This window comes from Vibrio sp. 10N.222.55.B11, from assembly GCF_041473705.1.
Classification (GTDB): Bacteria; Pseudomonadota; Gammaproteobacteria; order Enterobacterales; family Vibrionaceae; genus Vibrio; species Vibrio crassostreae_C.
Genome location: NZ_JBFRST010000058.1, coordinates 14,976 through 39,099, shown reverse-complemented (window position 1 = coordinate 39,099; position 24,124 = coordinate 14,976). Strand labels below are relative to the sequence as shown.

General features: G+C 43.8%; 20 protein-coding genes. 8 read left to right on the top strand and 12 right to left on the bottom strand.

Annotated elements, in window-relative coordinates; translation table 11 throughout:
- Positions 1-72: 72 nt before the first annotated feature.
- From panP to AB4503_RS19980, 4 genes are all read right to left on the bottom strand, one after another.
- Positions 73-1,716, bottom strand: coding sequence for a pyridoxal-dependent aspartate 1-decarboxylase PanP (gene panP / locus AB4503_RS19995; protein ID WP_017060397.1), 1,644 nt, complete (start codon positions 1,714-1,716; stop codon positions 73-75).
- A gap of 118 nt (positions 1,717-1,834) precedes the next feature.
- Positions 1,835-2,362, bottom strand: coding sequence for a hypothetical protein (locus tag AB4503_RS19990; RefSeq protein WP_017065407.1), 528 nt, complete (start codon positions 2,360-2,362; stop codon positions 1,835-1,837).
- A 173-nt stretch (positions 2,363-2,535) separates the two neighbouring features.
- Positions 2,536-3,441: a lysine exporter LysO family protein gene (locus AB4503_RS19985; protein ID WP_017071961.1), complete on the bottom strand. Its 906-nt coding sequence runs from the start codon at positions 3,439-3,441 to the stop codon at positions 2,536-2,538.
- A gap of 54 nt (positions 3,442-3,495) precedes the next feature.
- Complete coding sequence (locus AB4503_RS19980) at positions 3,496-4,416, bottom strand: HDOD domain-containing protein (RefSeq protein WP_017066065.1); 921 nt, start codon at positions 4,414-4,416, stop codon at positions 3,496-3,498.
- A gap of 358 nt (positions 4,417-4,774) precedes the next feature.
- Between AB4503_RS19980 and AB4503_RS19975 the strand changes: the two genes are divergently transcribed.
- A complete protein-coding gene (locus AB4503_RS19975; protein ID WP_372115629.1) occupies positions 4,775-5,356 on the top strand; it encodes a TfoX/Sxy family DNA transformation protein in 582 nt (193 codons plus the stop codon).
- A 161-nt stretch (positions 5,357-5,517) separates the two neighbouring features.
- On the opposite strand, the gene AB4503_RS19970 is transcribed toward AB4503_RS19975, so the two are convergent.
- From AB4503_RS19970 to AB4503_RS19960, 3 genes are all read right to left on the bottom strand, one after another.
- On the bottom strand, positions 5,518-6,060 hold the full coding sequence (locus AB4503_RS19970; RefSeq protein ID WP_017065409.1) for a hypothetical protein: 543 nt from the start codon (positions 6,058-6,060) through the stop codon (positions 5,518-5,520).
- A 286-nt stretch (positions 6,061-6,346) separates the two neighbouring features.
- Entirely contained in the window at positions 6,347-6,844 is a 498-nt protein-coding gene (locus AB4503_RS19965; RefSeq protein WP_017065410.1) for a response regulator, read from the bottom strand.
- Entirely contained in the window at positions 6,837-8,780 is a 1,944-nt protein-coding gene (locus AB4503_RS19960) for an ATP-binding protein (RefSeq protein ID WP_017060404.1), read from the bottom strand. The genes AB4503_RS19965 and AB4503_RS19960 overlap by 8 nt, the downstream gene beginning before the upstream one ends.
- A gap of 183 nt (positions 8,781-8,963) precedes the next feature.
- Here AB4503_RS19960 and AB4503_RS19955 point away from each other — a divergent pair, with 183 nt between their 5' ends.
- The 4 genes from AB4503_RS19955 (at position 8,964) to AB4503_RS19940 (ending at position 14,894) form a co-directional block, all read left to right on the top strand.
- Entirely contained in the window at positions 8,964-10,226 is a 1,263-nt protein-coding gene (locus tag AB4503_RS19955; RefSeq protein WP_372115628.1) for a DUF945 family protein, read from the top strand.
- Between the two features lie 163 nt (positions 10,227-10,389).
- Positions 10,390-11,484: a 3-phosphoserine/phosphohydroxythreonine transaminase gene (gene serC, locus AB4503_RS19950; protein WP_017065411.1), complete on the top strand. Its 1,095-nt coding sequence runs from the start codon at positions 10,390-10,392 to the stop codon at positions 11,482-11,484.
- 351 nt (positions 11,485-11,835) lie between these two features.
- Entirely contained in the window at positions 11,836-12,984 is a 1,149-nt protein-coding gene (locus tag AB4503_RS19945) for an extracellular solute-binding protein (protein WP_029235305.1), read from the top strand.
- A 20-nt stretch (positions 12,985-13,004) separates the two neighbouring features.
- Complete coding sequence (locus AB4503_RS19940; RefSeq protein WP_372115635.1) at positions 13,005-14,894, top strand: diguanylate cyclase; 1,890 nt, start codon at positions 13,005-13,007, stop codon at positions 14,892-14,894.
- 210 nt (positions 14,895-15,104) lie between these two features.
- On the opposite strand, the gene AB4503_RS19935 is transcribed toward AB4503_RS19940, so the two are convergent.
- Positions 15,105-15,821, bottom strand: coding sequence for a 3'-5' exonuclease (locus AB4503_RS19935; protein WP_017060409.1), 717 nt, complete (start codon positions 15,819-15,821; stop codon positions 15,105-15,107).
- A 5-nt stretch (positions 15,822-15,826) separates the two neighbouring features.
- The gene (locus tag AB4503_RS19930) at positions 15,827-17,716 is read right to left on the bottom strand and encodes a DUF294 nucleotidyltransferase-like domain-containing protein (protein ID WP_017066062.1); all 1,890 of its coding nucleotides are present in this window, start codon (positions 17,714-17,716) and stop codon (positions 15,827-15,829) included.
- Between the two features lie 150 nt (positions 17,717-17,866).
- Between AB4503_RS19930 and AB4503_RS19925 the strand changes: the two genes are divergently transcribed.
- The gene (locus AB4503_RS19925) at positions 17,867-18,508 is read left to right on the top strand and encodes an outer membrane beta-barrel protein (RefSeq protein ID WP_372104086.1); all 642 of its coding nucleotides are present in this window, start codon (positions 17,867-17,869) and stop codon (positions 18,506-18,508) included.
- A gap of 123 nt (positions 18,509-18,631) precedes the next feature.
- On the opposite strand, the gene AB4503_RS19920 is transcribed toward AB4503_RS19925, so the two are convergent.
- The 3 genes from AB4503_RS19920 to AB4503_RS19910 all read right to left on the bottom strand — a co-directional run bounded on the left by AB4503_RS19920 (position 18,632) and on the right by AB4503_RS19910 (position 22,113).
- Entirely contained in the window at positions 18,632-19,822 is a 1,191-nt protein-coding gene (locus tag AB4503_RS19920) for an amino acid aminotransferase (protein WP_017065416.1), read from the bottom strand.
- Positions 19,823-20,024: 202 nt separating this feature from the next.
- Entirely contained in the window at positions 20,025-21,566 is a 1,542-nt protein-coding gene (locus tag AB4503_RS19915) for an HD-GYP domain-containing protein (RefSeq protein ID WP_371725315.1), read from the bottom strand.
- 247 nt (positions 21,567-21,813) lie between these two features.
- Positions 21,814-22,113, bottom strand: a complete 300-nt coding sequence (locus tag AB4503_RS19910; RefSeq protein WP_017060414.1) for a hypothetical protein — start codon at positions 22,111-22,113, stop codon at positions 21,814-21,816.
- A gap of 218 nt (positions 22,114-22,331) precedes the next feature.
- Between AB4503_RS19910 and AB4503_RS19905 the strand changes: the two genes are divergently transcribed.
- Entirely contained in the window at positions 22,332-23,735 is a 1,404-nt protein-coding gene (locus AB4503_RS19905) for a PLP-dependent aminotransferase family protein (RefSeq protein ID WP_372115627.1), read from the top strand.
- Positions 23,736-23,862: 127 nt separating this feature from the next.
- Positions 23,863-24,069, top strand: coding sequence for a hypothetical protein (locus AB4503_RS19900; RefSeq protein ID WP_004734707.1), 207 nt, complete (start codon positions 23,863-23,865; stop codon positions 24,067-24,069).
- Positions 24,070-24,124: the final 55 nt, after the last annotated feature.

The window sequence follows — 24,124 nt, the reverse complement described above, 5'->3', positions numbered from 1 at the left end:
GGGTATGAACTGACAGCTTAGTTACATCAAAAAGAAAGAAATTTTCAATTTGATGCAACTAAAATTGAATGACTATGCGTTGATTTGCGTAACCAGTTTGTTGATTTTGCCCATCAAGTTTGGTGCTAGTTTAGAGATCTCACGCTGTTCTTCAAGCACTGACGAAAGAATGTCATTGCCTGTTAGTGGGTTTGCTAATACCACGCGGAAAACGATGATTGGCTGATGTACCCATGCTTCAGGGTTTAAGCGTGTACGTGACACGAAAGACTTACCTGTTTCACGCTGCTTCTTCTGAATAAACTTAGTCAGCTCATTGAGCAACTCATTCAGTTCGACACGATGTTCAGGCTCAGCTTTAAGCAGTGCCGCTTTGACTGACTCAGGGACATAGCGATAAGTCAGTAGGCAAAGCTCAGGTTCTGAAACCAGCTCGAAGTCGCTCTGATCTTTAATTAGGTCGGCAAAGTAGCGCGCTTTGTTGATGCTTTGGTCGATCAGCAGTTCATAACCTGGGCGGCTAATGATGTGCATTGCGGCGTAAACCAGCATTGCCATACCTGAACGAGAACCTTCTAACGTATGGCTGCCTAAATCTTTTGAGCCTTTACGAAGAATGTATTGAGCATGATGTTCAATCGCAGTCATCGCATCTGGCTTCTTAAACAGAACCATACCCGCACCCATAGGGATATAAAGCTGTTTATGCGCATCAATCGTGACTGAATCCGCCAGTTCAATACCATCAAGTAGGTGACGATGATTGTTAGACATCAGAGTCGCACCGCCCCAAGCTGCATCAACGTGGAAATGACAATCGGATTCGGCACACACCTCAGCAATGTCTCTTAGCGGGTCGATATTACCGGTTTCGGTTGTACCAGCCACACCAATGACGGCGAAAGGTTTGATCTTGTTCTGCTTGAGCTGCTCGATCTTGAGTCTTAAATCATCAGTACAAATACGGTTGTCGTTATCTGTTTTAACAGACACTAGACCTTCTTGACCAATACCAAGGACATCCGCGGCTTTTTTCAGAGAGTAGTGGCCACGTTCAGAGACTAAGATGGCAAGGCCTTCGTAGTCGTAGTGCTTCATGGCTTTAAACAGGCCTTCTTTTTCTACACCTTTGAACGAACCTTGCGCTTTTAGTGCGTTGTTACGTGCAACCCAGAGCGCTGTAATGTTCGCGATGGTACCGCCAGAACAAAACGCACCTAAAGAGTGGTTTGCGCTGTGCATCCAACGAGAATAAAACTGGTCACTATCTTGATAAATCAGGCGATGTAACATGCCCAGAACTTGACGTTCTAGGGGAGTGAAAGCTTTTGAGGTCTCGATTTTTACTAGATTCTGATTCAACGCAATCATGATTTTTGAAAGCGGCATCAGGAAGTACGGCAACGCAGAGGTCATATGGCCAATAAAACTTGGCGAAGACGTGTGAACCGAATGAGACACAAGAGAATCGAGGAGATGCTCAGTATGTTCAGAAACAAACTCAGGCTGCTCTGGGATATGAGCATTTGAAAAATCTTTCTCAATTTCACGTAGCGGCTTTTCTTCAGCCACAATATGTTCACGTAAGAATTGATTCAGGTTTCGTGAAAGTTTGTCTTCAATTTGAGTGAGTGTTGAATCTGGGCCTTCAGGTACCGTGAAGATACGTAGAAGACTGTCGAAGCTAACATCTGCTGTTTTTTGTTCCGTAACCATAGCAAGCGAGTTATTTTTCTAATATTGACGCGACCGGGACAATCTAAACGAAAACGGGAACAATGTCCCGTCTTAATTATGAAATCCAACTTCTCAAAAAAGCATATTAAATGCGGGGTTATTTACACTTAATCGCTTCAAGTTTACTGATCGACTGGTTGTAACGCTGTAGCGCTGAGTCGATTTGCTTAGGGTGACTAAGCAGCTCTGCAAAGGCAGAACGTAGTTCGTAGTTTTGAGCGTGAGGCGTTGATTGGCGGTCATCGAACGTTGTTTTCGCGATTTTACCAAGCTCATCATCACGTGTTGATAGCGTTTTAATGTCGTGTTGCTCAAGTTGCAACCAGCCTTCTACAGGCTGCTCTGTTGCCACTTTGCTTGAATCGTTCACAAGGTAGTAGTTAACCGCAGCACGATTCAGCTCAAAGTGGTGCTTACGACCTTCTAGGAACCACTCACTCACTTCTGTTAGCTCTGGATATTGCTCAGAGGTTAATGCAGCAAGGTCGGCATACCAATTCAAAGAAGCGTCGATGTACGCATCATATTTTTTTGCTTGGCACTGGTTTGTCTCAGACATTGAATCTGCTGCAAAAGAGAAAGTAGAAGTTGAAGCTAGCAGTAATGCGACGCAAAGGCGTTTCATAGTGGTTCCTTTTGTAAGTTTATTCTTTTTATAACTTTGTCGTTACAGGTTACCGTGATCGTTATTTGTTGAGCAATGACACTTAGTGTCTTTTTATTTCGGTAACTGTATCGGTGTCTGGGTATTGGTATTCGAGTTGCATTCTAATCTAAAACAAACGCTATTCCTGCGATCTAGTTAGCAAGAGATACAAAGAACAACATCAATATCGGAACAAGCAAACTGAGGATAAAGCCACTGACGATAGCGATAGGCACACATCTAACGCCGCCTGTTGTTTGAATGACCGGTAAGGTGAAGTCCATCGCAGTCGCACCAGCATAACCAATGGAAGTGCATGGGTAGCTGCGAATTAGCACTGGAATCAGTACCAAGGCAACTAACTCTCTTAACAGCTCAAGCATGAAAGAAGCGCCACCATAGACAGGACCAAAGGCGTCACCCATTAAGATACCAGCCAGAGAGTACCAACCAAATCCAGAAGACATTGCCAAGGCTTTGAACAGAGGGATATCTAGGATGTAAGCCGCGATTACACCACCTAACATTGAGGTGATGATAATGGTGATTGCGATAACCATACCGTGCTTGTTGAGTAAGATCTGACGAAGTGTGAGTCCGCTATTACGCAGCTGAATGCCGATAAAGAATAGAAGAACAAACAGAATCCATTCGCTTGCGGTATCAACCCAATCAAGGCCAATAGGCAGCACTAAGCCAGCGATTAGCCCTGAACCTACCACTAAGATGAGTTTTGCAGATTCCATCGCCATAGAAGAGAGGGGAAGCTTCTTCTTGCTACTGTCGGTTTTGAGTGGCAATAACTTATCAATAGCGGGCAGTGCCATTAGGTTACATACGCTTAAGCAGACAAAGAAAGTGACGGTATATAGAAGGATTGTCTGCAGGTTACTGCCTAGGTTATCGAGGGCGGCTAAGCTTAGTCCCATTAACGCCAGAATCACGTAGATCAACCGCGATGTTGAGCGGTTGATAAATTCTAATGTCTGAGCGTTCGAAATTGCAAAAAGATACCCCACGACGAGTGGCGCAAATATAAAGATCATCCCTGTAAACATGCTTTCCCCATTGCATTTACTTCATATTACACTTACTTGTAATTTAACAGTGACTTAGAAGCCGCTAGTATTGATCACGTCGCTTAGCTTTGCATTAAAATCATGCTTGCTCAAGTTGCTTAATTTATAAAGCACCTCTGCACCTGTCACGTTAAGTTCAACTTCGTGATCATCGATGTTCTCATCCTTGTTTCTGAACATCAGCAGGTGGTTAGCGATTCGAGCGATATCTAAGTAAGAGACTTCACGCTGTTCGTGGTTATTGATGGTATTGCTGCACACATCAATAAAGTCGCTGTCGAAGCCCCAACGGTTAAGCACCAATTTACTGGTAGCAGAACATTGGCCTTGGAAGATTTGTAGAGCGATGTCGTGATCTAGGTAATTGCCATTTTCGAGGTAGAGGTGGTATTCGCTAACCAAACAGAACAAACCAATATCAGCCAGTAATCCAACAAGCAGCGATTTTTCATGCTCAAGGTAACGGTATTCAGTAGGGGAGAGCTCTTTGAAGCTGTTGGTAACAAGCACCATAGTAGCGCCCAGCTCTTTTGATACAGAAGCGCTCTGAACCAATACCTTATTACATTCTTTACTGAGGTTGACTGAGTGTTTGAGTTGCTCAATAGCCTGAGCCGTCACGATGTCACGTACTCTTAATATGCCAAGGCGCGACACCGCCGTCATAATATCAACACAAGTAATATTACGTCGGTTAAAGACGACAGAGTTAGCCACACGAATGACAATAGCAGCGAGGCCTGGGTCTTCGAGTAAGCACTCGGCAACGTCAGCAATCCCAGTTGATTCAAGGGTACAAAGCGATTGAATCTTCAGTACAACGTTAGGGATAGGAGGAAGTGTTATTTTTCCCGCTGAGATAGAATGTCCAACAAGTTGGGCAAACTCTGATTCTAGACCCTTTAAGAGAAGAGTCTTATTTTGAGGTAGCCAGAAAAACGATAAATGATTCATATAAAAAGTAAAAACAGGTCTGTCCTGCCATTTTACAAGCCACGATGCTGCGAGGCAATACTCACCCGTCTACATAACCTTTAATAATTTGAACCGGTGTATCACTAGGTGTCCAAATTCAAGCATGGTTTGATAGTTTACTGTGAAGTCAATCATGAAAAACCGGAATACTCAATTGATTGATGTGAACTAAGTCCAGACTTATTTTTCTTTTCGAAGTATCATTTATTTAAAGGTGGAAAACGAAACCATAATATTCACCTATAGAATAAAAAAATAGATTTAAAATTTTTCGCATAACAAGCTGCTTGTCTGGTGATCAACCTAATCGGGGTAATTTGATTAAGGATCAACGGATATGACCGAGACAGCATTTATTAATTACGTGAATCAATTTGGTGAGCATCAAAAACGTTCTATGTTCGGAGGTATTGGCCTCTTTCAAAATGACGCTATGTTCGCTTTATTGAGTGAAGGTTGTTTATTCATTAGAGGTGGAAAATCATTAGATAAAAAACTGACCGATCTTGATTGTGAAAAGTATCGTCATGTAAAGAAGCAGACAACAGCAACCGTAAACTATTACGACATTACGGATCTGTTTACCTGTGAACATCCTGAATTGGATAGTATTATTCGTATTTCAATCGATAATTCAATTCAGCAGCGTAGCTTCAAGAAGTCATCAGCTAGCCGTAGATTAAGAGATCTACCAAACATGCAGCTTACGTTAGAGCGCATGGTTAAAAAGGCGGGTGTGGATGATGTTTCAATGTTTATGCAGTTGGGCGCACCTGAAGTGTTTAATAAGGTTCGCGAAGCGTACGGAAACGATGTTGACCTAAAACTACTTTGGAAATTTGCGGGTGCAATTGATGGTATTCACTGGAAACTATTACAAGAGCCACGCAAGCAGCAATTACTAAAGAGCTGCCACTAAAGAAGTTTACCTTATATGCTTAAGATTACTGTTAATAAATAAAAACCGAGGAATGTCCTCGGTTTTTTTGTTTCTGTCTTAGCCGGATTTCTTAAAAGACTAAGTATCAAAAGGCTAAGTGCTCATAGAGAGCTTATTTGCTAGGGCTTGAGCTTTAAGTATTAGTACTTGAAGCGAGCAGTGAACATAAGTTGGTCACCGTAGAAGTCGTTAATACGAGCTTCAGCACCTAAAGAGAAAAGCTCTGTAGAGTGGAAACGCGCGTAAACAGAACCTGTCCAATCATCGTTGTCATCGATAGAAACGTAACCACCTTTACCACCAACTTCTAGTTGTGGACCAAGCCATTGGCGAACACCAATGTTGATTTCCATACCGATATCAGTAGAGCTTGAGTTCTCAGGTTGAACGATACGAGCTAGCATTTCACCTGTTAGGTCTGCCCAGTTGTTTAATGGAGCGTGGAAACCAAGACCTACAGCTGAGTCGTAATCGCTTTCAAATTCTGAATCGATACGTGCTATAGCGTGAGCGTTCGGGTGAATGGACTTACTGAACGCACCACCAAATGTTACTGGGCTAGCACCGATACGTGCTTCAAAGTAATCATAGTTAAAGTTGCTCATTACCTGTGGTTGTTCATCAACAGCTAGTGCTTGACCAGAAGCCAATAGCATAGCGGTAGTAAGTAGAATTTTGCGCATAACGACTGTAAACCTATATTAGTGTTAATTCCTTTGGTTTGAGACAAATCGGCAAACCATAAACATTGAGACAGTTTAATCTAACTCACGGAAAAGTAATCCTTTAAAATGTAAAACCTTACTCATTTAGTTAAAAAACAAGCAAATTAAGGATCAGTATGTAACGGAGATCTCATGTTTAGGGCGAATGAGAAAAATAGACGAGCGAATTATCCAAAATTTGTATGCATTCGGACGGTTCTTATATCGGATGACGCTATTCTCAGTATCCATTAACCAATCAGTGCTATTCACCAAAACTGGTGCGTTTATCCGCCATTGAAGTCAGTATGCGCTCGGTATCTAAGATGGAAGTCCAGTTTAGCAATTGCTTGTCGTTGGCAATGACATAGTCAGTCAATTGTTGAGTAATCGTGTCTCTCAGTTGGTCGCCTTGCCAAGGTTTTGAAATATAGAAATCAAGTGCTGCGTTGTTAATGGCTGTGACGGTATCTTCTAGCCCAGCTTGCCCGGTGAGCAACAGCTTACGCGTTGGTTTAGTAGCGTCGTGTTGGTTGAGTTCGATCAGAAAATCAATGCCGGTTTCTTCTGGCATGATGTGGTCGCATAAGATTAACGCGAGCTTAATACCATCTTGTCCCATTTCTTTGATTACTTGCTTGGCTTCATCGACCGACTCTGCACCTTCAACCAGAAAGTTCTCTTCAAATATCGCCAAGTCCTGAAGGACACTATTGAGAACTTCAGGTTCATCATCGACACATAAAATTAGGTACTTATTCATGAGGTGCTCCTTCTTGTTTGAATGGAAGCCACACTTGCATGTTTGTATGGCTGCCTACCTCTGACTCCACCAAAATAAACCCTTGATGAGCCGAAACGATTTGTTGAGAAATGGATAACCCAATCCCTAAACCAAAGTTGCCTTCTTTTTTAGTCGTGAAATTTGGGTTGAAAATGGTGTTGATGTCTTCTTTGGCAATGCCGTGGCCAGTATCGGAGATTTGCACCACAAGAAACGCGTCGTCGCCTTTTGTCTGTTGAGAAGTGGTGATGGTCACTTTTCCTCGTTCAGATAGGGCATCGAGCGCATTGGAGATAAGGTTGGTCCACACTTGTTGCAGCGAGAGCGACTGGCACAATAAAGGCGGTAAGTCGGTATCGTAATGCTTTTCGAGTTGGTGGTGTTTAAGCCTGTTTTCGAAGATCACTAAGGTATCTTCAAGCCCTTCGTGGATATCTGTGTAGTGGCGAACTTCTTCATCTTCTCTAGCATAGCTTTTTAAGCTTTTGACCATATCGGCAATACGCTTGCTGCACACTTGAATTGAGCGGATAGAGTTTCCAACATAATGGTAATGCTCTAAGTCATTGAGCAGCTCTTTGCCTGCGACAGGGGACGCCTTTAATGTGTTTAGAACCGTAGAGTCTTGGCTTAGGTTTAGTCTCACGGCTTTTTTTGCTAAAGCACGGTCATTAATCGTCGACGTAAGATGCTTTACGAGCTGTCTTTCTTGGGCTGTTGATAGTGGCTTAGCTAACTTTGAATGTGCCAGTACGTCAGTCCCTTTATTGGACTCTGGAACGGATAGGTTTGCCAATATTTGGTCGAGATGGTCTGACAGAGTTTCGATGCTTCTTAATATGGCAGCAATCGGGTTATTCAGCTCATGTGCGACTCCCGCGACTAGCTGCCCGAGCATCGCCATTTTCTCTTTCTCGATCAGTTGTTGATGTGCAGACTCTAATGATTCTAGTGTCTGCTGCAGTTTGATCTTATTGGTGATGCTGCGTTGCAAACGTCGATTAAAATGACGGAGCAATAGATTGGTAAATAAAGGCAGCAGGGTATTGTTTGAATGCATCACCTGAGCAAAGCTATCTTTATCCAGTTTGATAACGCGAGTCTGCGTTAGGGTGATCGCCGTAGAAAACGAAGGCTCGCCTGTTACAAATGACATCCCGCCAACAATGTTCCCTTTGGAGTGACGTACCACTTCCCGCTGTTGCCCAAGTTCATCTTTCTTATAAAGAGCTGCTTCACCCTCAATGATCAGCCATAAAAAGCGATTGTCTTCGCCTTCCACAGTGAGTAGATGCTCGGGGGAATAGTCACGAATGGCCTTAGTTTTGTCATCTTTTGAAAACACATCTTGTAAGGCACTGACGACACGTTCTGCAAGGGCATTATCAGAAAGCTGGTGGTAGTCGTGAATGAAACCCGATTGGAAAGAGTGAATCTTTTGCTCAATGTGCGCTCTGAGTAAGCGTTGTTGATCCAATGCATCGCTGTAAGAGAGCAGGTTTTCTGAGTCGTATTGGATAACAAAAGAGGTCAGCTCTTTTTGCGCTGATTTGAACAGAACCTGATCTTGAACCGGTTTGGTTAAACAGTGGTTGAGCCTACCTTCATTCACAGCGGTTAAAATGGATTGAATGTCTGACGAAGCGCTGACTAATATCGTTCTTGCGGTATTACTATGGGGCAGCTGTTGAAGTTCAATCAGGAATTGCACGCCATTAAATTCAGAATGATGATGAGTGATCACCAAAGCAACGGTTTGGTTGTGATCATGAATATCTTCTAATGCGTGATGTGCGTCTTCTATGTTCTCGGCAGTATAAATATCGAATACAGAAGCCAACGGAGCCAGCTCCGAACGTATTCTTTCAATGCTAACCGGATTATTGTCCAAACAGATAACAGCGTATTGATTCACAGCTCAACCTTAATAGTAGCGACGTCTTTAGCCTAGCAAGAACCGCCGAATAAGGATGAGAGCTAGCCGTTAATTTATTGAGGCAATCGAAGTATCGAGCAATAGACTGATTTAACTCAATGTTTCTTGTTTGCTACTGATGGGTTAGACTAAAAAAAATAGACACGTGTAGAAAGAGAACTCATGGAACAGTTAAGAAAAATTGGTGCTATTGGCGGAGCAATCTCACTGGCACTTTGTTGGCCGCTAGCGGTTGGGCAAATTGGACAAAATGCGATTACCGATGGCGTTGCAAAGCTTAACAATTCAAGCATTCAAGCTGAGATCGTGGAATACGATAGAGGTTACTTGTCTTCCAACGTAACCACTCGTTTAACTGTGATGGATGAAAACCTGAAAGAGCAACTTGCGATTGATGGGTTGCCGAGTGAGTTTGTCATAAATAGTGCGGTTAGCCATGGTTTGGTGAGTCTAAATGCACTGTCGACGTTTGAGAATACCGATATTCTGCCTTTAACTCTGACCACTAGTACTGAGCTAAACGGCAACACTGACTTTAACTTTGAGTTAAGCCAGTTCAATCACCAAGGTTCTGATGAGAATGGGATTTCGGTCTCGATCACTAAATCGAATCTTTCTGGCCATGCGACTGTTTTAGGCCAAGTTGATTACGAGCTTTCAATCCCTTCAGTTCAAATTGATTTTGAAACCGGTGAAGAGGTAACGCTGTCTAATCTGAAAGGTGTGGGTTCAGGCCAACAAGCGAAAGGCTACTGGTTAGGTACTCAGAATTTTACTATCGATAGCTTCTTGGTTTCAGATTCTGCAATGCAGCCTTTCATGACCATTGAAAATTCTAAGTACGATTTTGAATCACATCTAGATGAAGCAACTAAGCGTCTGCGCAGCAACCTCAAGCTGGATATCGCAAACATCGAGACCAGTGAAGGCCAGTTGAACAACCTAAACGTCGATTTTGAAATGTCGAAGTTGGATAGCGAGTCGTTTGAGAAAATCTTTGAGATTTACCAATCTAATCCTGTGATGACGCAAGAAGACGTTGCAGAGATCATTCCATTTATCGATATCCTGTTTGCTAAAGGTTTCGACCTTTCAATGAACAACATGTCGTTAGAGTTAGGTAAGGGACAGTTCGAATCTAAGTGGTTGGTGAGCGTGCCGGAAGGGACCGAAAACATCAGCAGCAACCCTTCGATGATCATGCCTGCATTAACGGGCAACGTTCACTCTAGCTTCTCAAATGAACTTGTTGAAGAGTATCCATTCATCCGTGAAGGTATCGATGAATTGCTTGTGATGGAAATGATCAAGGAAACAGACAGTGGTTATGAAATCAGCGCTGACTTAGAAAATGGAAACCTAGTGTTCGAAAATGGACAAGAAATTCCATTAATCGCTCTACTTATGCCGGTTTTTGTTCAATAAACAGAGCAGGCGTGAATACTGATAGGGTGATTTAGCAGGTTAAGCTTAAACATTTTATACGGTACAAAACAAAAGAGGTCTTAAGACCTCTTTTGTTGTTTTTATGTTGGGTAAAACATGGTATTACTTGCATAGTTATTATTTAGCAGGAGCAATCATCCCCATGGAACTTACATTAGATAACGTATTCAACTTCAGTGCTGGCCCAGCTGCACTGCCTAAACCGGTAATGAAACAAGCGCAAGCGGACTTTATTGATTGGAATGGTTTAGGGACTTCCGTGATGGAAATCAGCCATCGCAGCAAGGAATTTATTCAAGTTGCTGACGAGTCCGAACAGGACCTACGTGATCTTCTGAACATCCCAGACAACTACAAAGTTCTTTTCTGTCAGGGGGGCGCTCGTGCTCAATTCGCTGCTGTTCCTCTAAACCTTTTAGGTGATGCGACGAAAGCGACTTACATTGATGCGGGTTACTGGGCAGAAAGTGCAGTGACTGAAGCGAGCAAATATTGCGAAATCGATGTATTCAACGCGAAGACGTCAATTGATGGTAAAGCAGCGGTTGTTCCAGCTAAAGATTGGAAAATTGACCCGGAAGCTGCGTATGTACATTTCTGTCCGAATGAAACCATCGATGGTATTGAAATCAGCGAGCTTCCTCAAACGGATAAACCAATCGTAGCGGATATGTCATCTAACATTCTGTCTCGTAAGATTGATGTGTCTCAGTACGGTGTTATCTACGCGGGCGCGCAAAAGAATATCGGCCCTGCGGGTATCTGCATTGCAATCGTACGTGATGATCTACTCGAACTCGCAAACGACGTGTTGCCGAGTATTCTGAACTACAAAGTACTTGCTGAAAAAGACTCAATGTTCAACACACCACCAACGTACGCTTGGTACCTATCAGGCCTTGTGTTCAAGTGGCTGAAAGCTCAAGGTGGCGTTGAAGCGATGGAGTTGGTGAACAAAGAGAAAGCAGCGCTGCTTTACGATGCAATCGATAGCTCAGCTTTCTACAAAAACGATGTTCACACTGCAAACCGTTCTAGAATGAACGTGCCGTTCCAACTGGCGAAACCTGAGTTAGATGGCAAGTTCCTAGAATTGGCTGATGCTGCAGGTCTGAAATCACTGAAAGGCCATAGAGCAGTAGGTGGAATGAGAGCTTCACTTTACAACGCAATGTCTCTGGAAGGCGTTCAAGCGTTGGTTAGCTTCATGAAAGATTTCGAAGAGAAATACGCTTAATCGATGATAGGGCTTTGACTGATAAATTGCTTATTTGATTTTTATTGTGTCGAATGCACCGAACGAGATAGATGCCGCTTTTGCGGCATTTTTTTTGTCGTTAATAATAAAGGGTATGATATGTTGATTTATTGTAAGAACAGTCATCCAGAGATATGACGGATGTATCAGAATGAGCAGACCTTTCTCTTAAAGCGAGAGTATCAACTGTTATTTAGGCACTTTTTACTATATAACGTGTCGCCCAAAGCTAGGTCTCTAATCATGAGCAGTGAGCGATAAGCCGCATCGCCCGGTTTATTGATGGGCGATTAAAATCCAACGTCTAATTTTTACCACAAGGAACCAAGTGTGAGGTTATTGAGTCTATTTGCGATGCTATTTCCGGCCGTTGCTTGTTCGTCCACACTTGAAATATGGGCTGGTATTAATTATGAAACGGCCGATTATGTAAAAGAACATATCGAAGCGATGACTGATCATCGTGTAGAAATTCGTTCGTTTGACGTCAACAGTATTCGTTCTGAACTGCTTGTTGCTGATCCTAGAGACAATACCTTTCCCGACGCCATCTGGGTTCCTTCTGACTTCTTAGGTCTAACTGAATATATCGATTTAGCGACGCTTCCTGATGCTTGGGTCGATACCCAACGCTATGAGAAAAAAGCGCTTGATGCAGTGGTCATCAACGGTGAGCTTAAGGCGTTACCGGTTGGTATTGGAAACCAAGTCGTTCTGTATTCGAGCAAGCCTCAAGCGCAAGTCGTGACATGGGAGAGCCTAATTGAACGCTCTGCTCAGTCCGATCAAGTGAGCGTGCTTTTTCCCAATCCAAACATGTATTTCTATCTAGCTTTCTATCAGCTTTTTTCTGAAGACTTATTATCGTCGAAGAATGTTAATGGTGAAGGGTTAGTTGCTATCTTTGATTTCATCGACATGTTGCAGCAGAAAAAAGTCATCGAATCATCGTGCAGTGATATTTGCGCGAGGCAGAGGTTCATCAATGGGGAAGTCGAGTTTTTGATTGACGGTGATTGGGCGTTCAGCGAACTCGATGCCGCCTTTGGTCGAGATTTGTACATCAATTCGTTGCCGACCTATCGTGGTGAAAGTATGTCTTCATTTAGTGGCGCAAAGGTTTTTGCTGTCACGGAAAAAGGCATGCAAAACCCAGATAAGAAATTGGCTTTGAAAGAAGTCGTTCAATACCTGCAATCAAACAGTTTCACCTATTTAGCTCACTCGAGTGCCATGGTTTCGCCGTTTTATGAGGTTAATCAACGCCGTGTTGAGGAAGGTAACCAGACACTTTCAAATATGTACGATGAGTTTCAAGCATCGCAAATGATGTCGAGTGACTACAAGATGGCGATCGTTTGGGAGGCATCGGCTCGGGCGTATCAGCGTTACAAGTCAGGGATGCCAAAGAGTGAACTGCATAAGTTTTACAATGATTTTGTTCAATATTACTCGGCGAATATGAGGGTAAGAGATTGAAGCTATCATTAAAATACACCATGGGCTTGGTGTTGCTGGCTTGCTCAATGCTTCCTGTTTACCTAGCGGGACAGTTGATTCTCAATAAACAAAACCAAAGTTCTTTAGAGCAAAAAGAAACCAAGCTGGACAACTCTACGACCGGTATTCGTCAAACCGTACAAGAGCAAATTAAGCTGACGGCGAGCCTAACTCAATGGTATTCGCATGACCGATCATTGATTAAAGCGGGTGGTAATATCTTTTTCTCGAGTGTTGTTTGGGACAAGATGGATAGCTTCAATGCGCTAGCGGAGAGTGTGTCCGCGACTTATATTCTGGACCAAAACTGGAAGCCCATTTATGACAGCAAAGGCAGCTTGTACCATTTTGAGCAGAGCCAGTTATTAGAAAGCTTGAAGCGTCCTCAATCGGTTTATGGGCAAGGGAAATTGTTCCACACCGAGTTTACCGAAACTGAAGTGGCGGATAATGCCGCTGCAGGTATCGCTTTTGTCGCGCCGATTTTACCTTATCGTTTGATAGAAGGTTCTACATACACGCCGCAGGGTTATCTTGTGGTTCTTATGGGGTATGACAGACTTAAGACTAAAGTGACGCCTTTCCTTTATCAAAATGAGTCGGTTGAGTTTAACTATATTGATTCAACGGATGCTCAATCTTCTGAACAAAGTGCGAACATTATCTCTATCGACAGCACATTCTTTACCGACAAATTGGTACTGAACGTCAAACATCATATTTCCGACAGTGAGCGTTTATTAGAGATGCAACAAGCTCAGGTGGTCTTTGTCAGAATATTGGTGGCGACGCTTGCCATCTCGATTGTGTTTGCTCTGTTCCTAAGCCGCTGGTTCTCAGGGCAGTTAAACTTGTTGGCTGAATCTGTTACGTCGTATTCGCATAACCAGTCACCGACTCATAGTGTGGATGAACATCGTTTTACAGAGTTCGTCACGCTGAGTCGTTTATTGGAAACCATGTGGGGTCGTATACAATGCCAAGTCCGTGAACTGACCGAAAGCAACGATAAACTCGAAAGGTTTAATGTTCTGCTAGAGGACTTAGTTGAAGAGAAAACCAGCAAGTTAACGTATTCGCTCGCGCGTGAAGAATCCCAGAAGCATCGTCTTTTGAAGATCGTTCAGTTTGCATCATCAAGACACGCGGCTGAATATCGGTTGATTCCTCAAATGGTCGATCAAGAGTTAAAGACATTACTTGTTCAACATTCGATTCAGTTTCATTTTAACCGGACTGGCGAGGCTGACCTGATACTCTGTGACTCACAGGGGACGGCGATCGGGTATTTTTGTTCAAGTTCATTTGATGTCCTCAGTGAAGAAGATCTTCTGATTTTTGACATGTACCAAAAACAGTTAGCTGGTTGGCTAGAGCTCGAAAATATTACACGGATTAACATGCCGACTGGCTGTTTGAATCGTAAAGCTTTTAATGAAGATCTCGAATTCAGTAAACGCAGCATTAACGACAATCAAAATCAGATTTCTTTGATCATTATTGATATCAATGGCTTGAAAACGACCAATGATGTTCATGGGCATGAGATCGGGGATGAGCTGATACAGCGCTGCGTAGACGTAATCAGCCACGAATTGACACCTGCCAGTAATCTATACCGTTTGGGTGGAGATGAATTTGCGGTGCTTACCTTAACGTCTGGTGAGTCGAGTTCGCTCAATGTCGCAAAGATGACTGAGCAGTTGTACATTGCTCAAGAGCAACAGGCAATCGAGACTAAAGCGGGTATCTCTATTCCTGTCAGATTCTCGATTGGTGCAGCCTCTAGTGATTCAACAGACGTTGAGCAATTGTTCTCAGTCGCTGATGAGAATATGTATCAGCAAAAGCGTCTTTATTACCAAACGTTGTCTGTGGTTGGGAAGTAATAATGCCAATCACGCTGACAAATAGCGATCACGATTTTCGACGTCCATTAGAGCGGAACTGCTGCGGTGTGACGTTATAATATGTTTAAACGCTTATGGGAAATGCGCTTAGTCGGGCCAACCGTTGCTTAAACACAGACGATAAAAATGAAAAAGCCCACCAATGGAAGTTGATGGGCTTTGTGTTTGTATTTAGCTTACGTAACTCAGCTAGAGCCAGAAACTCTTCAGAGGCATCTCAGAGTCAAAGTGATGAGCAATTTGCGCTTGGAGTAGCTCAGCGGTCGCAATAGCGTCAGTTAATGCATGATGCGGCGTGTAGTCGGGCAGATGGTATCGACGACGACTCTGCCCCAGTCTCACTGAAGCTGGCTTCTTACCTTTCAGCTTGTTCCACAAGCCGCCAGCCAGTTTATTTTGGATCTGAGATTCAATCTCCAGCGTGTCGAGGACTGGGAACTCAATGCCTTCACCGAGTCGCACTTTCAATGCATTGTCCAAAAAGTCACGTTCGATACGACGATAGTGAACCACAGGGATATGTCCCGCCATTGATTCTAAGATCTCGCCCAACACTTCGCTAAGGTCTGGCGCATCAATGATGTCATTGTGAGTGATGCCATGAATCACGACAGACTCTTCTTCAAGTTTCTGTTTTGGTCTTAGAGTCCAGTGTTTGGCTTGTCGCAAGTAGATGCGATTGAGCGTAAATGGCACTAAACCAATGGTAATGATGCCGTCTTTGTTTGGGTTTAACCCCGTTGTCTCAAAGTCGACAGCCAAAAACATCACTTCTGAAAGTGGCGTATCAGGCGCAGGAAGAGGCTGGCTATAAAAGTGCTTTAAGCGCTCGTCTCTCGCTCGTTCAAGCTTCTGAGCAAACTTAAATGGCCAATCGACCGCAGGTGATCTGAATAGTTTGTTCATAGGCCCTACTTAAACTTGTTGCTGGCTTGATAACGGAACTTAAGGAAGTTTTGCGCATTACTTAATATTTGGAATGCATCCTTTAGGTTACGTCGTTCGAAGTCAGACAGGTTCTCTGGCTCGATGTTGTTATCAGGCTCGATGTTGTTGTCGACATCGTGTGCTTGGTGGCGAATACGAACCAGAGAGATAAACTCCATCGCATCTTTCAAATCTTGAGCTCGGCCTTTTGGCAGAATACCGGCGTCAATAATGTCATCTAAGCGTTCGAACGAGTTCTTAGAGCGAGACGCTACCGCGAGCGAGTGAACACGAATCAAATCGGCGAGTGGCGCAGTACCACGACGCTTAAGGTTGATAGAGTTGTTGTGACGGCCATCTTTCTCCATCACGAAATCTTTGAAGAAGCCGAGCGGAGGTGTACGGTTGAGTGCGTTACGTGCAAGACACGCCAAGAAGCGATTGTTCTTACGTGCGCGTCGAACAATAAAGCTGTTCAATTGCTCGGCCCATTTCAGACGACCATAAACGCCATCTAAGTCGAAGAAGATTGAAGCATTTAACAGTGCTTTCGGGTTTGGATCATCAATCCAATCGGCAAAGCACTCTTCCCATTGTCGACGAGTCATACGCCACGTTGGGTTAGTCGCCATGATATCGCCAGTACAATAAACATAGCCACACTGATCTAAGCCATCACAAATAAAGGTCGACAGCTCCTCAAAGTATTTACCGTGCTTTTTCTCGTCGTAGGTATCATCAAGAATGATTGCGTTATCTTGGTCGGTAACCAGCAGCTGCTCATCACGCCCCATAGAGCCCAGTGCGAGGAAACAGTAAGGAATAGGCGACTTGCCCAATTTCTCTTCGCCCAGTTCGATAATTCGCTGCTTAAAGCTACGACCAATTACCGACATTGCAGTACCCACCATGTGGGCGTTGGCATCTTCGTTAACTAAGCGCACAAAGCTGTCTTTTACTTGCTCGGAAAGCACCTTCAGATCTTCGATACTTTGTTGCTGGAAGATACTACTTACCAATAACAGCGAGTTTTGAGACTCATAACGAACAATATCGGTCGCTTCGATAATACCAATCGGCTTCTTATCTTTAAGCACTGGTAAATGATGCACGTTATAGCGAAGCATGGTCATCATAGCTTCGTATACGTAAGCATTGTGATCGAGAGAGATAACCTCAGGTGTCATTACGCTAGAGACTTCATCCGATGGGTCAAGCCCTTCAGCTAAAACGCGAGTACATAAATCTCGGTCGGTGATGATGCCAATCACGGGTGTTGAGTCATCTTCATCATCTTCAACGATTTCTGGATCAATGATCAGCAGGGAAGAGACATTGTCTTCGGCCATCATTGTCGCGGCTTGTTGTATCGTACGAGTCTTCTCGATCATCGGCGCTTCGCTAGTCAGTAGCGTTTTTACCTTGGATGTCGTGAGATCGTTGGCATCGTTATTACTTGAGTTTGCTTGGCGAAGACGGGCGTTGTCTTCTACTTCTACGAAATCTGCAAAGGAGTCGTAGTTGTCGTAGAGCTCTTGGAAAATTGGCTCAGGAATGCAGTAGAGAAGAGTATCTTCGGTCGCTTTTACTGGGAAACGAACCTTGTTGTTGGTCAGTAGACCCATTTGCCCGAACAAGTGGCCTTCATCAAGGCGGTTATAGAGTTCGCCTTTACGACGGTAGACTTCGACTTCGCCACTTCGAACGATGTATAAGTCATGTATTTGATCACCAAAGTGAATGATAGGGGTATCTTGGCGGTAATAAGAAATTTCCACGCTACTGGTCACTTTCGCCAACATCTCCTCAGGGAGTTCTGTGAAAGGGGGGTATTGTGCCAGAAAGTTTTGAATCTCTAATAACTCAGCATCCATAATGATCATCCATTGGTTTGTATGATTTCATGGTACAACATTTGATAATATTTTGCCGTCACAAATCAATCTGTGAGCTAAAACCTTTTTAAAGTCTTATGGATAGACTAACCTTTCAATTAATGGAGTGACAGTTTAAGGATGATAGGAATGTCGAAGTGGAAGCTTAGTTTTGTATCTGCGGTTTTTATGTTTTCTCCAAGTTTGTGGGCGGACACTAACGCGGTGGATATTTTAGATTACGACCATATTTATGCCACGGCGCATTCGGGCAGTTTAAATGAAGATGCAGGCAGTAATAATAACGCCTCGTCGTATGGATTAGGCGTCAGTTACGCGATGACGGATGATTGGTTGTTGCTGGGAGACTACAGCGCACGCTTTATTCACCCTGATGACACCACAACTCGAATTGATACGCTGATGCCAGGTGTTGGTTACCGTTACAGCATTAAGAAAGATTTAGATATAGTGGCTTACTACCTGCTTGGTATCACTAAAGGTAAGGTTGAAAATAATGACACCAACCGAACTGAATCTTCAGACACTGAGTTCATCCAAGGGGTAAAAGCTGAGCTTAACTATGGCTTTGCGAAACGTTGGATTGCCAACGGCAGCGTGCAAGTGAATCGAAGTGACCTGTTTGATGAAGAGATCTATCACTTAGGTTTACGCTATCTAGTGACTAACAAGTTTGCGATTGGTGGGTCATACCAACATCGAGATGGTGAAGGTAAAATTCGTAGCGAGCGTACTAATGAGCTAGGTGTGGAATTTTTCCTAGAGTATTAACTTACAAAGTATCTAAACCTGAAAGTGGAGACACAAAAAAGCCAGCTTAATTGCTGGCTTTTACACATCTATTGGTCTGTAAGTGCAAGCTTGTGGTCTGCAAATACAGGTTTCGCTTTTCGATTAAAGAACCGCAGCGATACCTTTACATAGAGGACCCATGTTTGACTTAGTCATACCAGCAACGCTGATACGACCAGAGCCAACAATGTAGATAGCGAATTCGTCTTTTAGGCGAGTTACTTGCTCTTTGCTTAGACCTGAGAACGAGAACATGCCGTTTTGACGTTCGATGAATGTGAAGTCTGCATCAACACCTTCTGATTTCAGTGTCGTTACGAATAGTTCACGCATCTCTTGGATACGGTCACGCATTTCTGCCACTTCTGCTTCCCATTCAGCACGTAGATCAGCATCACCAAGGATGTGAGTAACGACAGCACTGCCGTGGGCTGGTGGGTTAGAGTAGATAGAGCGGATAATGCTCTTAACTTGAGAGAATGCTGTCGTTGCTACGTCTGCTGATTCAGCAACCAGAGTGAATGCACCAACACGCTCGTTGTACAAGCCGAAGTTCTTAGAGAACGAGCTAGCAACAAGGATCTCTTTGTTGTATTGAGCAAAAATACGTAGGCCAGCAGCATCTTCTTCAACGCCTTTTGCAAAACCTTGGTAAGCAAAATCGAATAGAGGCAGCAGTTTCTTCTCAGCAACCAATTTAGCCAGTACTTCCCACTCTTCAGTTGTTGGGTCGATACCTGTTGGGTTGTGACAGCAGCCGTGAAGAAGAACGATATCGCCTTCAGAAGCTTTCTCTAGGTCAGCAACCATACCAGCGAAGTCTTTGTCTTTAGTTTCAGCGTTGTAGTAGCTGTATTGAGCAGTTTCGATCCCCGCAGCTGCGAAAACGCCGTTGTGGTTAGCCCAAGTTGGGTTACTGATCCAGATTTTCACTTCGCCCAGTTGGCGCTTGATGAATTCACCCGCTACGCGAAGTGCACCTGTACCACCTGGAGCTTGTGCTGTTTTAGCGCGTTGAGATGCAACGATCTCTGCGTCTGAACCGAAAAGAAGTTTCTGAACCGCTAGACCGTATTCAGCTGTACCTTCAATCGTTAGGTAAGATTTGGTTTTTTCGTTTTCAAGAAGTGCAGCTTCTGCTTTCTTTACTGTTTTAAGTACTGGTGTTTGACCATCTTCATTTTTGTAGATGCCAACGCCAAGGTTGATTTTCTCTGCACGAGAGTCTTTTTTAAACTCTTCAGTAAGGCCGAGGATAGGATCGGCGGGAGCAGCTAACACTTTTTCAAACATAATCTTCATCCATGTCAATTGAGAGGGGATAGTATCTATGGGTAGTTATACCTGTATGGAATTTTTAAGACAATACGAAGTGAACAGAAAGACCAAAAAAAATCCATTTCAATCAGATTTATTGACTAAAGAGGATATTTGATAACAAAACACCCTACGGATTAACCTATAGGGTGCAAGAAGTTAGTGGATTTTGAATAGATTACGCTGGTTGAGCAATAAAGCTTTCGCGCTCGAGTTCACTCGCTACATTTTTGCCATCTTTGTAGGTCGCAGCAATTGAAACAAACGCTTGTTCGACGACCAGAAAAGCTTGGACAACTTGCGGATCAAAATGCGTCCCATTGCCCTCTAAGATGATCTGTTTAGCTTGTTCATGAGTAAAGGCTGGCTTGTAGACTCGCTTCGAGATGAGCGCATCATAAACATCAGCTAATGCCATTAAACGGCCAGATAACGGGATATCTTCACCAGACAACTGATTAGGATAACCACTGCCATTCCATTTCTCGTGGTGAGTCAGAGATATCTCCTTTGCGACTCTTAAGAAAGAGCTACTTCCCAACTGCTTTTCTGCAATAGATAACGCTTCAGCCCCAATCGCGGGGTGACCTTTCATTATCTCAAACTCTTCGTCCGTCAATTTGCCCGGCTTCAATAACACACTATCAGGAACACCTACTTTGCCCACGTCGTGCAAAGGCGCAGATTTGTAGAGCAACTCGATGTAGTTTGGTGTTAACAAGCTTGAGTGGGTTTCTGATTTGCTGAGCTCTTGTGCGAGCACCTTGACGTACTCTTGAGTTCTTAGGATATGTGCGCCCGTTTCATTGTCTCGAGATTCAGCCAATGCCGATAAGCTCACAATGGCCACGTCACGTGTGGTTTTGACTTCGTTTTGCGCGGTTTCAAGGCTATCAAGCATGGTATTGGTCATAGATGCCATTGAGCCAAGCTCGTTGTAGCCGAAAATAGGTAAGCGAACGCCTTGCTCGCCATTGGTGACTTTGTTTAATGCGTGCTCTTGGCTTAGGAGAATACGCTTAATTAGCTTGCTCCAAAGCGTCATGATGGTTATCGCGTAGCCACCCAGTACCACAGCCAAATAAATAAACTCTTTGATCACGCTGATCTTGCCGGTGCCATCCAATAAGCGGTCAGGGTTATGTTCTAACCAGAAGATGTCTTTGACAGCAATCATCGTCAACATAGTCGTCAGTGTTACCAGAAGCACGATAACCAAGCCTATCATCTGCTTGACCAGTGAACTTCTTTCACCAACCAGTTGGAAGTCGAATTGTCCAGTCGTCTCCATTTTATCCATTTGGCTGAGCTTGGCATTCAATTGAAGAATGGTTCCGGTAAAGAAGCCGAATAGACTCATGCCAAACAGCACCTTCAAATTACTATCTATGGTGAATTCATAGCTTAAGTTGTAGTAGAGCGCGAAAGGCACACTTGCAGCAAAAAATAGCAGGGTATCGAGTTGCGCGAATCGGCCTTGCTTGACCAAGGTATGTTGCGCCAATGGGTAACGACGTGCGAGCCATAATAAGATAAACACAATACTGACTTGTGTGAAAATCTCTAACGTCGTTAAGCTATCGAGCATAGGGCACACCCGACTGCCATAGGTGCCAAACAGCACGCCAGCAATGACGTATAACTTAGTCGTTAGCGATTGATTGTAATTTGAAGTATCCATCGGTAAGCCTTTGTTCTCATTCTTATTAGATTTACGCATTCATTGATTCACGACTTTAGAATTGCGAATGATTAGCATAAGTGACGTGAATAAGACCGGAAATTCTATCGATAGCTTTCGTGGATTGATACAAGAAATTGGTTTGTGTTAGAGATTTGTTAGCTAGGTGGGGGTTATTGCAGCATTTTTATGAAGATACTTGAATAGCCCCGGTCGAGGGTCGAGGCTATTCAGTCTGTGTATTGGGTTAGAATCGCGCGTGATTGAGTTCGCTATCTTTACCCCGTTACTTTTTGAGATTGATTTCAGCTTCGATTGAGCCGGTTTCAATCTCAGGGTGAGACGCTAGTTTGTCTGCAGCCCATTGGTTGATGTGTTTCAGAATAGCAGACACCGCGTGTTTTTCCGTTGGTGCTTGGTCTTGTTCGACATCGATCTTTTGCTTTGGATGTGAGCCTGTCGCATCTTCAGCAATATGGAGCCAATCTGGGTGCCAGTAATATGGCTGACCGCTCGGTGTTGTCCAACTGTGAACACCGTTTGACTCTCCTTTATAACTTAATTGGTCTGCTTCTATTTTTTTCATTGTTATCTCGCATGTTTTTGGGTTACATCAAATTATTGAGGTAGAAAGCCAACTTAGCTCCTACCTTGGGTACAAACTTAGCAAAGCTTACAAAGTTATCTGTGAACTAATTCACACTATTGTGGAAATTAGGTGCGATCATATGGATAGCAGCAATAGTTGTTGGCGTAAGTGATAAAATCACCGGCTCACAGAATTTCTCTAGGTAGTACAATTAGATGGCGCGTTATGAAGAGCTTGCAAAGGATATTCGAACTCAGATAGCCAACAATACGTGGCGATCCGGAGAGAAGATCCCTTCGGTACGCATGAGTTGTCGAAATTACAACGTCAGCAACAGTACTGTCTTACAAGCCTACCAGTTGCTAGAAAGCGAAGGGAGGATCATCGCTAAACCTCAGTCGGGCTACTTTGTAGCGCCAAGGTTGGACGGCGTTGATTACGCACAGCCACTCGTTAGTGAAAAGAAAGCCATTAATGACCGCTTATTTGATTTCTTGAAGTCGAGTTCAGCCGAAGGTGTGATTCCTTTCGGCTCTGCATTCCCAGATCCCGACCTTTTCCCGTTACCTACCTTGACTCGAAACCTTGCCAGCGCGGGTAGGAAGATGACTGGCGCGAGTGTGATAAATAATTTACCACCGGGCAGTGAGTCCTTGAGAAGGCAAATCGCACAGCGTTATCTGCAGCAAGGGATCACGGTTAATCATCAAGACATCGTGATTACGTCGGGTGCTATGGAAGCGCTCAACTTGAGCCTGCAAACGGTCACCAAGTCGGGTGATAACGTCGTGATTGAGTCTCCCGCCTTCTATGGTGCTCTGCAGGCTGTCGAGAGGCTCGGGCTTAACCCTATCGAAGTGGACGTTTGCCCAATCAATGGGTTGAATATAGAGCAGTTTGAAAACGCGCTACAAAACCAAGATGTTAAAGCGTGTTGGCTGATGACGACTTTTCAAAACCCAACGGGAACCAGTTTGTCGGAACAGGCAAAGCGCCGTTTGGTAGAGATTGCAGAACAGCATGGAACCTACATTATTGAAGATGACGTGTATGGCGATCTTTATTACGAAGGGCATAAGCCGAAGCCACTAAAGGCCTTCGATAAGACCGATTCCGTCTTGCTTTGTGGGTCGTATTCAAAAAGTTTGTGTCCTGGTTATCGAGTAGGGTGGGTTGTGAACACGCGTTTTAACGACGCGATTCAAAAGTTACAGCTTCTTTCTACGTTATCGAGTAGCGCTCCTGTTCAACTTGGTGTCGCTCATTTCTTAACGCATGAAAGCTACGACAATCACCTTCGTAAACTGCGTAAAAACCTTGTCGTCAGGAAAGAGCGATTTATCGATGTCATTAAGCAGTACTTTCCGCATTCAATAGAGATTGAAGAGCCGGCTGGTGGTTACTTGATATGGATTCGCTTTTCTGAAAAATTCGACAGCCAACAGTTTCATCAACTGGCTATCGAACAAGGTATTAGCGTTGCATCTGGCGATCTGTTTAGTGAGCATGGCAGAGTGGATAACGCGATACGATTGAACTTCTCTTATGAACTGACAGAAGAGAAAGAACAGGCGCTCATCTGGCTTGGCAAACTGGCACATCAACTTACGCACTCGTAAAACCTTAAGTCCCTCATAAAAAAGACAATCATTCCAACTGTACGGGTTGTTTGTGGGGTAACTGTACGCCTAATTGACCAAAGAGTTGTGATTCAATAACGGTAGACCAAATATTGGAGATACCGTTATGTTGAAAATGACTATGGGAAATGAAGTTAAGCTGATTATTGTCGCTATTGTGTGTGCGCTTCTGCTTATTCTCGGCCACGTACTGCTGGCAAAAGCATTCGCTGATATGGCGTGGGCGGAATACACCACTGCCGCGATCCCATTCGTTATGATGGCAATTTGCGGTCTTGCAATAAAATACGCTATCGACCAAGATGTGGATTAGCTGTTGAAATAATGAGTCTCAGATAGTGGCACGCAGAAGCATCTGGACTCGTTTT

Coding starts and splice junctions, on each gene's coding strand:
- panP (WP_017060397.1), bottom strand. CDS start 1,716: ATGGTTACGGAACAAAAAACAGCAGATGTTAGCTTCGACAGTCTTCTA.
- AB4503_RS19990 (WP_017065407.1), bottom strand. CDS start 2,362: ATGAAACGCCTTTGCGTCGCATTACTGCTAGCTTCAACTTCTACTTTC.
- AB4503_RS19985 (WP_017071961.1), bottom strand. CDS start 3,441: ATGTTTACAGGGATGATCTTTATATTTGCGCCACTCGTCGTGGGGTAT.
- AB4503_RS19980 (WP_017066065.1), bottom strand. CDS start 4,416: ATGAATCATTTATCGTTTTTCTGGCTACCTCAAAATAAGACTCTTCTC.
- AB4503_RS19975 (WP_372115629.1), top strand. CDS start 4,775: ATGACCGAGACAGCATTTATTAATTACGTGAATCAATTTGGTGAGCAT.
- AB4503_RS19970 (WP_017065409.1), bottom strand. CDS start 6,060: ATGCGCAAAATTCTACTTACTACCGCTATGCTATTGGCTTCTGGTCAA.
- AB4503_RS19965 (WP_017065410.1), bottom strand. CDS start 6,844: ATGAATAAGTACCTAATTTTATGTGTCGATGATGAACCTGAAGTTCTC.
- AB4503_RS19955 (WP_372115628.1), top strand. CDS start 8,964: ATGGAACAGTTAAGAAAAATTGGTGCTATTGGCGGAGCAATCTCACTG.
- serC (WP_017065411.1), top strand. CDS start 10,390: ATGGAACTTACATTAGATAACGTATTCAACTTCAGTGCTGGCCCAGCT.
- AB4503_RS19940 (WP_372115635.1), top strand. CDS start 13,005: ATGGGCTTGGTGTTGCTGGCTTGCTCAATGCTTCCTGTTTACCTAGCG.
- AB4503_RS19935 (WP_017060409.1), bottom strand. CDS start 15,821: ATGAACAAACTATTCAGATCACCTGCGGTCGATTGGCCATTTAAGTTT.
- AB4503_RS19930 (WP_017066062.1), bottom strand. CDS start 17,716: ATGGATGCTGAGTTATTAGAGATTCAAAACTTTCTGGCACAATACCCC.
- AB4503_RS19925 (WP_372104086.1), top strand. CDS start 17,867: ATGTCGAAGTGGAAGCTTAGTTTTGTATCTGCGGTTTTTATGTTTTCT.
- AB4503_RS19920 (WP_017065416.1), bottom strand. CDS start 19,822: ATGTTTGAAAAAGTGTTAGCTGCTCCCGCCGATCCTATCCTCGGCCTT.
- AB4503_RS19915 (WP_371725315.1), bottom strand. CDS start 21,566: ATGCGTAAATCTAATAAGAATGAGAACAAAGGCTTACCGATGGATACT.
- AB4503_RS19910 (WP_017060414.1), bottom strand. CDS start 22,113: ATGAAAAAAATAGAAGCAGACCAATTAAGTTATAAAGGAGAGTCAAAC.
- AB4503_RS19905 (WP_372115627.1), top strand. CDS start 22,332: ATGGCGCGTTATGAAGAGCTTGCAAAGGATATTCGAACTCAGATAGCC.
- AB4503_RS19900 (WP_004734707.1), top strand. CDS start 23,863: ATGTTGAAAATGACTATGGGAAATGAAGTTAAGCTGATTATTGTCGCT.